The organism is Chitinibacter sp. FCG-7 (assembly GCF_040047665.1).
In the GTDB taxonomy this organism is placed as follows: domain Bacteria; phylum Pseudomonadota; class Gammaproteobacteria; order Burkholderiales; family Chitinibacteraceae; genus Chitinibacter; species Chitinibacter mangrovi.
Genome location: NZ_CP157355.1, coordinates 1,361,776 through 1,373,950 on the forward strand (window position 1 = coordinate 1,361,776; position 12,175 = coordinate 1,373,950).

18 protein-coding genes are annotated in these 12,175 nt (G+C 55.6%); 13 read left to right on the forward strand and 5 right to left on the reverse strand.

Annotated elements, in window-relative coordinates:
• Nucleotides 1–5 precede the first annotated feature (5 nt).
• From hisA to ABHF33_RS06390, 12 genes are all read left to right on the forward strand, one after another.
• Entirely contained in the window at nt 6–746 is a 741-nt protein-coding gene (gene hisA, locus ABHF33_RS06335; protein WP_348946120.1) for a 1-(5-phosphoribosyl)-5-[(5-phosphoribosylamino)methylideneamino]imidazole-4-carboxamide isomerase, read from the forward strand.
• 5 nt (nt 747–751) lie between these two features.
• Nucleotides 752–1,105: a hypothetical protein gene (locus ABHF33_RS06340; RefSeq protein ID WP_348946121.1), complete on the forward strand. Its 354-nt coding sequence runs from the start codon at nt 752–754 to the stop codon at nt 1,103–1,105.
• A 36-nt stretch (nt 1,106–1,141) separates the two neighbouring features.
• Entirely contained in the window at nt 1,142–1,909 is a 768-nt protein-coding gene (gene hisF / locus ABHF33_RS06345; RefSeq protein ID WP_180305909.1) for an imidazole glycerol phosphate synthase subunit HisF, read from the forward strand.
• A gap of 15 nt (nt 1,910–1,924) precedes the next feature.
• Nucleotides 1,925–2,257, forward strand: coding sequence for a hypothetical protein (locus ABHF33_RS06350; protein ID WP_348946122.1), 333 nt, complete (start codon nt 1,925–1,927; stop codon nt 2,255–2,257).
• The gene (gene hisI, locus ABHF33_RS06355) at nt 2,254–2,649 is read left to right on the forward strand and encodes a phosphoribosyl-AMP cyclohydrolase (protein ID WP_348946123.1); all 396 of its coding nucleotides are present in this window, start codon (nt 2,254–2,256) and stop codon (nt 2,647–2,649) included. The genes ABHF33_RS06350 and hisI overlap by 4 nt, the downstream gene beginning before the upstream one ends.
• A gap of 75 nt (nt 2,650–2,724) precedes the next feature.
• Complete coding sequence (locus tag ABHF33_RS06360) at nt 2,725–3,051, forward strand: phosphoribosyl-ATP diphosphatase (protein WP_348946124.1); 327 nt, start codon at nt 2,725–2,727, stop codon at nt 3,049–3,051.
• 11 nt (nt 3,052–3,062) lie between these two features.
• Entirely contained in the window at nt 3,063–3,383 is a 321-nt protein-coding gene (locus tag ABHF33_RS06365) for a histidine triad nucleotide-binding protein (protein WP_348946125.1), read from the forward strand.
• A gap of 66 nt (nt 3,384–3,449) precedes the next feature.
• Nucleotides 3,450–3,653 (forward strand): Sec-independent protein translocase subunit TatA, encoded by a 204-nt coding sequence (tatA, locus tag ABHF33_RS06370; protein ID WP_348946126.1) that lies wholly within the window; start codon nt 3,450–3,452, stop codon nt 3,651–3,653.
• Between the two features lie 3 nt (nt 3,654–3,656).
• A complete protein-coding gene (gene tatB / locus ABHF33_RS06375) occupies nt 3,657–4,136 on the forward strand; it encodes a Sec-independent protein translocase protein TatB (RefSeq protein ID WP_348946127.1) in 480 nt (159 codons plus the stop codon).
• Between the two features lie 19 nt (nt 4,137–4,155).
• Entirely contained in the window at nt 4,156–4,902 is a 747-nt protein-coding gene (gene tatC / locus ABHF33_RS06380; RefSeq protein WP_432803960.1) for a twin-arginine translocase subunit TatC, read from the forward strand.
• Between the two features lie 13 nt (nt 4,903–4,915).
• Nucleotides 4,916–6,724 carry a PglL family O-oligosaccharyltransferase gene (locus ABHF33_RS06385; protein WP_348946128.1) on the forward strand — a complete coding sequence of 603 codons (1,809 nt, stop codon included), beginning with the start codon at nt 4,916–4,918 and terminating at the stop codon, nt 6,722–6,724.
• Nucleotides 6,725–6,732: 8 nt separating this feature from the next.
• Nucleotides 6,733–7,662, forward strand: a complete 930-nt coding sequence (locus tag ABHF33_RS06390; RefSeq protein WP_348946129.1) for a pseudouridine synthase — start codon at nt 6,733–6,735, stop codon at nt 7,660–7,662.
• A gap of 207 nt (nt 7,663–7,869) precedes the next feature.
• On the opposite strand, the gene ABHF33_RS06395 is transcribed toward ABHF33_RS06390, so the two are convergent.
• The 3 genes from ABHF33_RS06395 to ABHF33_RS06405 are packed head-to-tail and all read right to left on the reverse strand — an operon-like array spanning nt 7,870 to nt 9,970.
• On the reverse strand, nt 7,870–8,667 hold the full coding sequence (locus ABHF33_RS06395) for a TlyA family RNA methyltransferase (RefSeq protein ID WP_348946608.1): 798 nt from the start codon (nt 8,665–8,667) through the stop codon (nt 7,870–7,872).
• Nucleotides 8,630–9,187 carry a cold shock domain-containing protein gene (locus ABHF33_RS06400; protein WP_348946130.1) on the reverse strand — a complete coding sequence of 186 codons (558 nt, stop codon included), beginning with the start codon at nt 9,185–9,187 and terminating at the stop codon, nt 8,630–8,632. The genes ABHF33_RS06395 and ABHF33_RS06400 overlap by 38 nt, the downstream gene beginning before the upstream one ends.
• An 18-nt stretch (nt 9,188–9,205) precedes the next feature.
• Nucleotides 9,206–9,970, reverse strand: coding sequence for a pseudouridine synthase (locus ABHF33_RS06405; protein WP_348946131.1), 765 nt, complete (start codon nt 9,968–9,970; stop codon nt 9,206–9,208).
• Nucleotides 9,971–10,148: 178 nt separating this feature from the next.
• Between ABHF33_RS06405 and ABHF33_RS06410 the strand changes: the two genes are divergently transcribed.
• On the forward strand, nt 10,149–10,535 hold the full coding sequence (locus tag ABHF33_RS06410) for a SirB2 family protein (protein WP_348946132.1): 387 nt from the start codon (nt 10,149–10,151) through the stop codon (nt 10,533–10,535).
• 43 nt (nt 10,536–10,578) lie between these two features.
• On the opposite strand, the gene moaC is transcribed toward ABHF33_RS06410, so the two are convergent.
• Both moaC and moaE read right to left on the reverse strand, forming a co-directional pair.
• Nucleotides 10,579–11,715, reverse strand: coding sequence for a cyclic pyranopterin monophosphate synthase MoaC (gene moaC, locus ABHF33_RS16930; protein WP_432803961.1), 1,137 nt, complete (start codon nt 11,713–11,715; stop codon nt 10,579–10,581).
• A complete protein-coding gene (moaE, locus tag ABHF33_RS06425; protein WP_348946133.1) occupies nt 11,657–12,175 on the reverse strand; it encodes a molybdopterin synthase catalytic subunit MoaE in 519 nt (172 codons plus the stop codon). Before moaE ends, moaC begins: the two co-directional genes overlap by 59 nt.

Genomic DNA, 12,175 nt, shown 5'->3' on the forward strand with positions numbered 1-12,175 from the left:
AAATCATGCTGATTATTCCTGCAATTGATCTTAAAGACGGCCAATGTGTTCGTTTACGCCAAGGCGAAATGGACGATGCAACGGTATTCTCCGACGACCCGGCCAGCTTTGTTTCACACTGGCTAGGTCAGGGCGCGCGTCGCATGCATCTGGTGGACCTCAATGGCGCGTTTGCTGGCAAACCCAAAAATCTGGCGGCGGTAAAGCAGATTCTGAAAGCAATGAATGGCGAAGTGCCGGTGCAACTCGGTGGCGGTATCCGTTCACTGGAAACCATCGAAATGTATCTGGACGCCGGGATTGACTATGTGATTATCGGCACCGCAGCGATCAAGCAACCCGGCTTTTTGCACGAAGCCTGTGACGCTTTCCCCGGCCAGATCATCGTTGGCCTTGACGCCAAAGACGGCATGGTTGCCACCGATGGCTGGGCTAAAATCACCGATCATGAAGTGATTGATCTGGCTAAACGCTTTGAAGGCTATGGCGTTGAAAGCGTGATCTACACCGACATTGGCCGCGATGGCATGCTCTCTGGCGTCAATATCGAAGCCACGGTGAAGCTGGCACAAGCGCTGACGATTCCGGTGATTGCTTCGGGCGGTCTGACCAATCTGGACGACGTACGCAAGTTGTGCGAAGTGGCCGAAGAAGGCATCGAAGGCGTCATTACCGGCCGCGCAATCTATGAAGGCACCATCGACTTTGCCAAGGCGCAGGAATTAGCCGACGAGCTTTGCGACTAAACGCCATGAGCGAGGTAGACGGCAGCAAGCCCGAATGGCTGGACTGGGCCACCGAAGAGCGACAAATTGGTCAGCTGCTGCGGGAATCCAATCCGGCCTGGTTTGCCGAAGTCTGCCAGATTCTGTTCGACACCGACCCGATGATGATTCGCTTGGTGGGCGAGCCGGAAGGCTATGCACCCGAAGTCGGCAGCATCATCCGCAGCCTGCCGCAGTGCATGAGCGTCGAAGACGTGCAGTTTGTTATTTTTAATGTGTTTACCCAGTGGTTTACACCCGAATTTGCAGGCGGACTGAGCCAGTACGCCGAGACAGCACAAGCCGTGTGGGCGAGCTGGAAAGCCCAACAGCAAGAATAGTAGCCAGCCCTTCAGCAGCGCTGGCGCGGAAAAAATATGCCATTAGCCAAACGTATTATCCCCTGCCTTGATGTCACCGCTGGTCGCGTGGTCAAAGGCGTCAACTTCCTTGAATTGCGCGACGCCGGTGACCCGGTTGAAATTGCCAAGCGCTACAACGATCAGGGCGCAGACGAGCTGACTTTTCTTGATATCACCGCCTCCAGCGACGATAGAGATCTGATTTTGCATGTGATCGAGGCAGTGGCCTCGCAAGTATTCATTCCGCTCACCGTCGGCGGAGGCGTTCGCAAAGCCGACGATGTCCGTCGCCTGCTCAATGCAGGAGCCGACAAAGTCAGCATCAATACCACCGCAGTATCGAACCCCGAAGTGGTCGAGCAAGCCGCCAGCCGTTTTGGCAGCCAAGCGATTGTGGTGGCGATTGACGCCAAAGCCACCGACGCGACCAATAGCCGCTGGGAAGTATTCACGCACGGCGGGCGCCGCGCTACCGGGCTTGATGCCGTAGAATGGGCGCTGAAAATGCAACAGCTGGGCGCAGGCGAAATCTTGCTCACCAGCATGGATAGAGATGGCACCAAAATTGGCTTTAATCTGCCGCTCACGCGCGCAGTTTCCGATGCAGTTGATATTCCGGTGATCGCCTCTGGCGGCGTGGGCAATTTGCAGCACTTGGTTGATGGTGTCAAACAAGGCCATGCCGATGCGGTATTGGCAGCCAGTATTTTCCATTTTGGCGAATATTCGGTGCGGCAGGCCAAAGAAGCCATGCACGCCGCGGGCATTGAAGTTCGCTTTTAACAGGACGGACAGAGCATGAAACAGATAGCTGCGCTGACATTATTCCTGCTGGCCACACTGGCGCAGGCGTGTGATATGAGCATTCAAACGCCGGCCAATGTCTCGATGGAAGTCGACAATATGCGGCACGGACTGAAAAATGAGCTGACGCTGTTTCTCACGGTCAAATCAGCGGTTGATCACGATTTCAAGCGTCCACCCAGTGTGGTCGACGCCAACGGCCAGATTGTTCAGGCGGTGAAAATGGAAGGTCAACTCGGTCAAATCAAAGCCAATGAAACGCGTCAGTGGGTTGTGTACTACACCCCGGCCGCCAATTTCACGGCAGAAAAAGTGGTCTTGCAATGAGCTGGCTTGATGAAATCAAATACGATGACGCTGGGCTGGTTCCAGTCATCGCTCAGGACGAAACAACTGGTCGCGTGATGATGTTTGCCTACGCCAACCGCGAAGCAGTGGCGCTGACAGCAGCAAAAGGCACGGCACATTACTGGACGCGTTCGCGCCAGAAACTGTGGCACAAGGGCGAAGAATCGGGGCATTTTCAGCACGTTTCCAGCATTCAGCTCGATTGCGACGGTGACGTACTGATCTACAAAATCCGCCAGCAAGGTGGGATTGCCTGCCATACCGGCCGCGAAAGCTGTTTCTTTCGCACGCTGCTTGATGGCCAGTGGCAAGTCACCGAGGACGTGCTGAAAGACCCGCAGGCTATTTATGGTCAGAGCCCTCACCCTTAAGAGTTAGCCCCTTAGCACGACATAAACTTGTCATCTAGGTGCAATATAATCGGATTGTTATTTTTGGAGCTAGACATGATTTCCGCCGAAATTCTGGAGCGTTTGTCACAAACACTGGCTGAACGTCGCCACGCTGACGCCAGTACCTCGTATGTGGCCAAGCTCTACAGCAAGGGGCAAGAAGCCATTTTGAAAAAAGTGGGCGAAGAGGCCGTGGAAACCATTATGGCAGCCAAAGATGGCGACAAATTGCATCTGGTACGTGAAGTGGCCGATTTGTGGTTTCACACGCTGGTTTTGCTGTCGTACGAAGGCTTGAGCCATGAGGACGTACTGGCCGAGCTGGCGCGCCGCGAAGGCATTTCCGGCATCGAAGAAAAAGCCGCCCGCAAGCCGGCATAAGGAGCCTTGTTATGCATGACTGCATTTTTTGCAAAATCGTCAAAGGCGAGATTCCTGCCAGCAAGGTGTATGAAGACGATGATGTGATCGCCTTCAAGGACATTCGTCCGGCTGCACCTGTTCATTTGCTGCTGATTCCTAAGCGGCATATCGAATCACTGCTCGACTGCACCGCAGACGATCAGCCGCTGCTGGGCAAAATGCTGGCGCTCACGCCGGTGCTGGCACGCGAGCAAGGACTGGGCGCGGGCTTTAAAACCGCAATCAACACCGGGCTGGCCGGAGGACAGGAAGTCTTCCACCTTCACCTGCACATACTAGGTACCCCATAACAGTAATTAACTGCAGGCCAGATACACACTGGCTCTGACAGCGATACCCCTAATAGAGAGTTCATCATGGGTTCATTCAGCATTTGGCACTGGCTTGTTGTACTGGCCATTGTGGTTTTAGTGTTCGGCACCAAAAAGCTGGGCAATGTCGGCAAGGATCTGGGCTCGGCCATCAAGGGCTTTAAAGATGGCGTCAAGGGTGAAGACGAGGCCAGCAAAAAGCCGGATACCGCGCGGGTGATTGACGCCAGCGAAAGCGACAAGAAGTAAGCCGTGTTTGATGTCAGCATGGGGGAGTTACTCCTCGTCGGGGTCGTCACGCTGGTCGTGATCGGCCCTGAGCGAATGCCCAAAGTGGCACGCACGGCAGGGATGCTGTTCGGACGCCTGCAACGCTTTGTCAATAATGTGAAAAGCGATTTGCAGCGGGAAATGCAGGCGAGCGAGCTGGCACAAATTCAGCAGGAAATCGAAGCTGAAACAGCGGCGATCAAGAACACCATCCATCAGCCGCTGGCCGAAACACGTCAGGCGCTCAGCGAGCTTGAAGCCGATTTTCAGCTAACCCACAGCGACGACCACCCTCCCGCCACAAGCAATGCAGCAAGCAATCCACCAAGCAATGCTGTAGCGGCTCCCCAAGATACCCCAACCACAGCCAGCGACAAGTCGGCTGCATCAGTCCATGAGCAGCAGCCTGATCTGTTTGCAGGGCTGCAGGCAGGGCCTCGCCCGGCTTCGGATCGGCGTTAAACCACAATGAAAGCAAGCCATGAGTGATCTGAGTGATAATCTGCAGCCGCTAATCAGCCATCTGATCGAGCTGCGCACCCGCGTTGTGCGCGGCATGCTGGTTTTTATTGTGGGCTTTGCAATTGCCTTTGCCTTCTCTGCTCAGCTCTACGATGTGCTGGTAGCACCGCTGTCTTCGGTTTTGCCGGGGCAAAAGCTGGTCACCATCGGCATCGCCTCGCCCTTTCTGGTGCAGGTTAAAATCGCGGCGCTGGTCGCTTTTGTGGCAACCCTGCCGCATACGCTGTACCAAATCTGGGCGTTTGTCGCGCCAGGGCTGTATGCGCACGAGAAAAAGCTGGTCGCACCGCTGGTAATTGCCTCCACCCTGCTTTTCCTGCTGGGCATGGGTTTTGCCTATTTCCTAGTGTTTGGCGTGGTATTCAAGTTTATTGCCTCTGTGGTGCCCGCCAGCATGCAGTGGCTGCCCGATTCGGGCGAATATCTTGATTTTGCGATGGGCATGTTTGTGGCGTTCGGCGTGACCTTTGAAGTGCCGATTGCGGTGATTGTGATGGTCAGAATGGGCTTTGTCACCGTGGCCAAACTCAGGGAAATCCGCTCCTACGTCATTGTGGGTGCTTTTGTGATTGCCGCCGTGGTGACACCACCTGATGTATTATCGCAATGCCTGCTGGCCATCCCGCTCTGGCTGCTGTACGAAGCCGGCGTGCTGGTCGCATCGTGGTTGTATCAGCCCAAGCTGAACGAATCACAATCATCCTGAATCGAGTCTAACCATGCCATTCCAACTCCGCCTTTATCAAGGCCTGCTCTTTCTATTGGCCGCCGTTCCATGCGGCATTCCGTTTCGCTGGGATCCCAACCCGGTCTTTCCGTCCGAGCTGGCGGCATTTTTCTTTTGCATACTGATTACGCTCACTGGCGTATTGGTTCCTAGCGACTCCCGCGAGAAAGCAAATCCGCCCTGGCTGGCACTAATGTGGCTGGGCTTTGCGCTGATGATCGCTGTGCAGGCGCTGATACTGCCGCATGGCTATGGGACCGAACGGCTGTACCCCATTATTTATTCGCTGGGTGCTGCAGGTGCCGCGTGGTCGCTTTCGCGTGCGATCAGCGTGTACGGTGCGCCGCAATTACTGAATATGTTTGCCTGGGGTTTGCTGGCAGGGGCAATTTTCAACTCTGGTCTGGCCGTACCGCAGATTATGCAGCTGATTCAGGATGGCCCGCGGCTGATCTTTGGCAATATTGGCCAGAAGAATATGTACGGACATTACCTCGCCTGGGGTCTGGCCAGCGCGGTCTATCTGGTGTCGCAAAAAGATGAAATGGCCAAGTGGGTATTCTGGATTGTGGCAGCATGGTTGTCACTATCGCTGGCCTACTGCGGCTCACGCTCGCCGCTGCTGTATGCGCTAGCCTGGCTGCCTATGGGTTTATTGCTATGGTGGCGTGGCGCAGAAACACTACGCGATTTTGGCCGTGCGCTAAGCATCACCGCCTTGCTGATGATTGCCATGCAGTTTATTGCCCCACTGATCACCGACATCTTGCAAAGCCTGCTTAAAGCACAAAACGAAGTGCCCACCGGGCTGGCGCGGCTGGACTCCAATGGTTCGCGCCGTCTGGTTGAATGGGAAAAAGCCTGGCTGACCTTTCTGCAGCACCCGCTATTGGGCACAGGCTGGGGCAGCTATGCCGCGCACAGCAATGCGCTGCAAACCCGCCCAGAATTTGCCATCGTATCGGAAAGCGTACTCTTTACCCACGCGCACAACTCGGTGCTCAATCTGCTAGCCGAAACTGGCGCCATCGCCACCGGCATCATTCTGGCAGGCATTAGCTATGCCTATAGCAATGTGCTGCGCGCCTGGCGCAATCCGGTGGTGATGTACGCCGCAGCATTGGCCACGGTCTCGGTGCTGCATAGTCTGGTTGAATATCCGCTGTGGTATTTCCATTTCCTGGGGCCTTTTGCGCTGATTCTGATCTTCATGCAATCAGGCACGGCCAAGCTGGGCGTTGCGGCCACCTGGGCCAGAATGAGCTGGGCGCTATGGGGCGGCATGGGGCTGGCGCTGTGCGTGCTGGGTGGACAAATTTACCTCAATATCTACCCCATCATGGACCCGGCACAGGACGAAAGCCTGAACGCAGACCGGATTGCCCGGCTGGAAGCCATGCGCAGTAACCCGCTGATCGATTATTACGCCGAACATGGCTTGTCCAATTACATTGTCGCCAGCAAGAGCGAAATGCCGTGGAAGCTGGCTATTTTGCGCGCACAAAACGCGGTACGCCCCTACCCTGGGCAGATGACCGATCAGGCCGTGATGGAAGCGCTGAGCGGTAATCAGGCGCTAGCGCATGAATTAATCCGCCGTGCGGCGTTTGCCTACCCGGAAAGCTTTGATTATTTCTATCAGACCATCGATGGCTTTAGCGAGCCAGCCGTGCGCGCTCTGCTCAAAGACGTCGATGAAGCTCGTGACTTTTTCAATGCCAAGCTGGACTTCAAAATCAAGCGCCCACTGCTGCGCGATGAGCTGACCGCCAGCGCGGTGCAAGCGTCAGCAGCACAGTAAAGCGCATCATGAAAAAAGCTGTGGCACCGCTCCCCCCGATTGACGGCCTTGCACCGAGCTGCGTGGCGCTCATTCCCGGCCCCTGGCCGACGATGCTGGCATTTCTGGAAGAGAAATTCCCGTATCTGGAGCCAGGCGTGCTGGCCACGCGGCTGCAAAATGGCGAAATCTACGATGACCTCGGCCAAGCCATCCCGGCCGACTCGCCCTATCAGCCTGGTAGCTATCTGTGGTACTACCGCACCGTGCGCAGCGAAACGCGCGTGCCATTTGAAATCGAGGTTTTGTACCGCGACGACCGAATTATCGTAATTGATAAACCGCATTTTTTGTCGGCAATTCCGGCCGGGCGCTTTGTCAAAGAAACCGTGCTGGTGCGGCTACGCGTACTGCTCGGCCAGCAGGATATTGCGCCTGTGCACCGGCTGGATAGGGAAACTGCGGGCGTGATGATGCTGTGTCTGGATAAAAACAGCCGCAGCGCCTATCAGCAGCTATTCGAAAGCCGCAATGTGCAGAAAACCTACGAAGCGATTGCGCCGTATCGCGCCGATCTGGCGCTACCGCTGGTTCACCGCTCGCGCCTTGCGCACGAAGATGGCAAGTTCTTCTCGATGTCCGAAGTTCCGGGTGAACCTAATAGCGAAACCAAAATCAGCTTGCTGGAGCGGCGTGGCGACTGGGCCCACTATCAGCTTGAGCCGCACACCGGCAAGAAACACCAGCTGCGCGCGCATCTGGCCGCGCTGCAGATCCCGATTCTGAACGATCCGTGGTATCCGGTGGTGCTTGACGATAAAGGCGACGATTTTAGCCAGCCGCTGCAATTACTCGCCCGCGAGCTGAAGTTCATTGACCCGTTTAGCGGCCAGGAGCGCGTCTTCACCTCGCGCCGAAGCTTGCAGTGGCCTGCCGCAGCCGACATGACACAAGCATGATTGCCCGTTACTTTGTCATGCCCGCAGCCACAAAAACTACCGCGACACCTGCAGGCGCAGGCCATAGAATGAATCTCATGGAATACGCCTTGAACACGGATTCCAAACCAAGAGAGTTCAGCCCGCGCAAGCGGGCTATTTTTTTGGTATACGCCTGAAGGGCAATTACAGAAAAGGCTGCAGAGCAATACCCTACCAGCTAAGCAATCAGATTGCGCGAGCGTAGATAAAGAATTCGCGATTGCCATCGCCACCGGCGATCGGGCTGGCAAAGTAATCGAGCACCGCAAAACCCGCATTCTCGGCAGCAGCACGGATTTTGGCTTCAACCTGCGGATACAGCGCCTCGTCGCGAACGATGCCGCCGCGCGCCAGAGCTTGCGGACCCAGCTCGAACTGCGGCTTGACCAGAAACAGCAGCAAGCCATCGACCGAAAGCACCGAGCGCAGCGCAGGTAGCACCAAGGTCAGCGAAATAAACGACACATCGCCCACAATCAGCTCAACCCGCGCGTCTTGCGGCTCATCGATCAAGGCTGGCGCAATCACTTCGGGCGTCAAATTACGCGCATTCACGCCCTCAAACTGCGTCACACGCGAATCAGAGCACAAGCGCGGATGCAATTGATCGTGCCCGACTTCAACGCCAATCACCCGGCGCGCGCCCGCTTGCAGCAGGCAATCGGTAAAGCCGCCGGTCGAAATGCCGACATCCAGCGCCAGCATGCCGCTCACATCGAGCCGGGCACTCGCCAGCGCGCCAGCCAGTTTCAGCCCGCCACGCGAGACATAGCGATCAACTTCATCGGGCGTAATCGTAATCTCGGCTTGCGCATCCAGCTTGAACGCCGCTTTGCTAATCGGCTTGCCATCGGCAAACACGCGCCCCGCCGCAATCATCGTTTGCGCTTGCGTGCGCGACGCGGCGTACCCCTGCTCGACCAGAAATAAATCAGCGCGGATCAAATCAGTGCCCACATAACTGCTCTTCACATGGCTTACCATCACCGTCGCCATCCATGATAGTTCCAGGGCAATTATTTAAATAAAAAACAGCTTCTTCACAACTATTCATTTCTGAACAATGGGACTTACTTCCGCAGGTAAACTGACTAACTGTAGTTGTAGTGGTAATTACGCCATTAGCTCGATCAACAGCTAGGGCTCTTTCTGGACTCATTCCGGAAAAAAATGACTGGTAAACAAAGTATGCAATCCCAACAATCAACCCTAGCGATAGAAGCGCGCCAACAACACCACCTGTAGATTTTTTCTCATGTTGATGGCGGCTAGTGCGTCCACGCTCAAACCCCTTATCACCAACAAACCGAATCGCAACCGCTTTCGGGCCTTTCGAACCTGTAGATTTGACATCAAACGTAACAATGTCACCAATGGACGGGCGCACACCTCGTGGAGAAAACTCAGAAATATGCGCAAAAATCTCTGCTGTTTGTCCATTTTGCTGAACAAATCCAAAGCCTCGATCATCATTCCATTTGATTACTTTGCCTTGCATCGCCATTGATGCCGATCCTTTGCATTAGATAAATGATTCATCACTGCGCAAATAGCGCCACTGCCCGCGCGGCAAATCACCGAGCAGAATACGGCCAATGCGAATGCGCTGCAGGCCCACCACTTGCAGCCCCACCAACTCGCACATGCGGCGGATTTGGCGCTTTTTGCCTTCGCGCAGAATAAAACGGAGCTGGTCTTTGTTTTGCCACCAAACGCGGGCGGGCTTCAGTGCCTCGCCATCAAGCGACAGACCATGATTGAGTAAGCGCAAGCCATCGGCTTTCAGATGGCCGGAAACGCGAACCAGATATTCTTTCTCAACTTGGGAATTCTCGCCGATCAGCGTTTTGGCGACGACACCGTCCTGTGTCAGCACCAGCAAACCGACCGAATCAATATCCAAGCGCCCCGCTGGCGCGAGGCCCTGAAAATGCACTGGCGAGAAACGAATCCCGCTGGTATCGCCTTCCCAGTGATTTTCCGGCTGTACCAACACCACCGCTGGCTCGTAGCCGTCTTCAGCCTGACCCGACACATAGCCCACCGGCTTGTTGATCAGAATGGTGACGCGATTGTCCTGAATCTGCTTGGCAATCGGGTCGAGCTCGACAGTTTGGCTGGGCAATACCTTGGTGCCGAGCACATTCACCACTTCGCCATCGACGCGCACCCAGCCTTTGGCAATATATTCGTCGGCTTCGCGGCGCGAGCACAGGCCCAACTGCGCCAGGCGTTTTGAAAGGCGCAACATCTCCTCTGCGGGTTGTTGCTCTACTTGATCTTCCATGATTTTTCTACGTTTGAAGCCGACAATCTGCCATTTTACTGGTTTAATCGCAGGCATAGAATATGTTTTCTGATTGGAGTTCAGACCAGCGAACTTATCTGGCGGGCAGCTGGTCTGACCCAGCAGTCAATTGCGCACCGCAAACCGCCTAACACTTGCCCATTCAATAGGATTTTCTGTGGAACATTATCTCGCCCTCAAACATCTGCATATGACGTTGGCGCTGCTCTCTGGCGCTTTTTTTGTTTTTCGTGGCGTTTTAATGCTGCGGCAATCGGCATGGCTGCAACACAAAATCTGCAAAATTGCACCGCATATTATTGATACAGGGCTGCTGGCCTCGGCGATTTATCTGGCCGTCATCCTGCAACTCAGCCCCGGCAATTCACCATGGATCGCCGCCAAAATCGGCGCTTTGCTGCTGTATATCGTACTGGGAACGATTGCCCTCAAGCGCGGCAAGACCTTGCCCATCCGCTGCTCGGCACTGATCGCAGCGTTGGCAAGCTATGGCTATATTGTGGCGGTGGCGCTGACCAAGAATCCGCAACCTTGGCTGGCCTGATCAGCACAAGAATAAATAAGGGCTGCAACGGCAGCCCTTTTGTTTAGATCAGCGGTGAATTTGATAGTGAGTTAGGCATAGAAGTGGTTGCAGCCGGAGGAGCGCTGGTCCAATGCCCCGATTTACCGCCAATTTTCTCGACCAGCCGGACATCGGTCATCACCATGCCTTTATCAACGGCTTTGCACATGTCGTAAATGGTCAGCAGACCCACTTGCACGGCGGTTAGCGCTTCCATTTCGATGCCGGTGCGACCAAAGGTTTCGCAGGTCACCGAGCAGCGTACCGTTGATTTCACCCGGTCGATGCTAAATTCCACTTCCACCGCAGTCAGCGGCAAAGGGTGGCATAGCGGGATCAGATCACTCGTTTTCTTGGCGGCCATAATCGCCGCAATACGGGCAATACCGAGGACATCGCCTTTTTTATGCGAGCCGCCTTCGATTAAGCGCAGCGTGTCGGGTAACATGCGGATATCGCCCTGCGCGGTGGCGCTGCGCTGGGTTTCGGCTTTGCCGCCCACATTGACCATATGCGCCTGACCGGCGGCATTAAAATGCGTCAGCTCACCCGCCATCGGGATTGCCTCGGCACCAGACAGGCGGCTAGCCAGGCTGGACAAATCCTCGGGCGTATTCAAATTGGGAAACTGGTTTTCCGGGAAAGTCACAAACACCGCGCCCTGAGCTTTAAGCCAGTCACCCAGGCGGTTCTGCCCGCTGGACAAGCACTCGACCAGCGACGGTAAAACATCACGGCGCAGCAGGCAGATTGACCAGTGCACCTGGCCATCGGGTGTGCGTGCTACCACGGCGGGTGCGCCAGTGGCATTGAGCGCGGCACGAAATTGCAACAGCAGATCGCCGGGCAAAAAAGGCACATCGCAAGGCACAACCAGCATCCAGTCCGCCGGAGAGGCCAGCAAGGCGGCGTGAATGCCCGCCATTGGTCCGGCCTGATTAGGGTAAACATCACGCAGTACGGCATGGCCAAAGCTGGCGTAGTCGGGCAGATTGCGGTTGGCAGAGATCAGGATGTGATCAACCAGCACGGATTGTTTTTGCAAGGATTCGAGCACCCAGGCCACCATGGGTTTACCCGATAATTCGATCAAGCCCTTGTCACGCCCCGCCATCCGGCGCGCTTCGCCCCCCGCCAATACCACTGCATCCAGCGTCATTTTCTCTTTCCCAGCGTTGCTGCGCCTCTTGGTCACTCTCTCTGGCCTCAACCCAGACACTGTGGGCGGCCGAGACTTCTTTTTTCCAAAAAGGCGCCTTGGTTTTTAAGTAATCAATAATATAGGTATTCGCCGCGTAGGCAGCAATTCGGTGTGCACTTGCAGTCAAAACCAACACAATTTGCTCGGCGGGCTGCAGCGCTCCGACGCGATGAATCACCGTCACCGCATCCAGCGGCCAGCGCTCGCGGGCACTCTCGACAATCTGCTGCAGCGCCTTGGCCGTCATCGCCGGATAATGCTCCAGATGCAGGCTGACCAGCTCAGGCTGCGGGTTCAGATCGCGCACCCGCCCGACAAACAGCACCACCGCGCCAATCGCGGCGTCGCCCGCCAGACGCTGATATTCGGCGGCCACATCAAAATCGGCTTCCTGAACAATAATCCGGTCTCCGTGCAT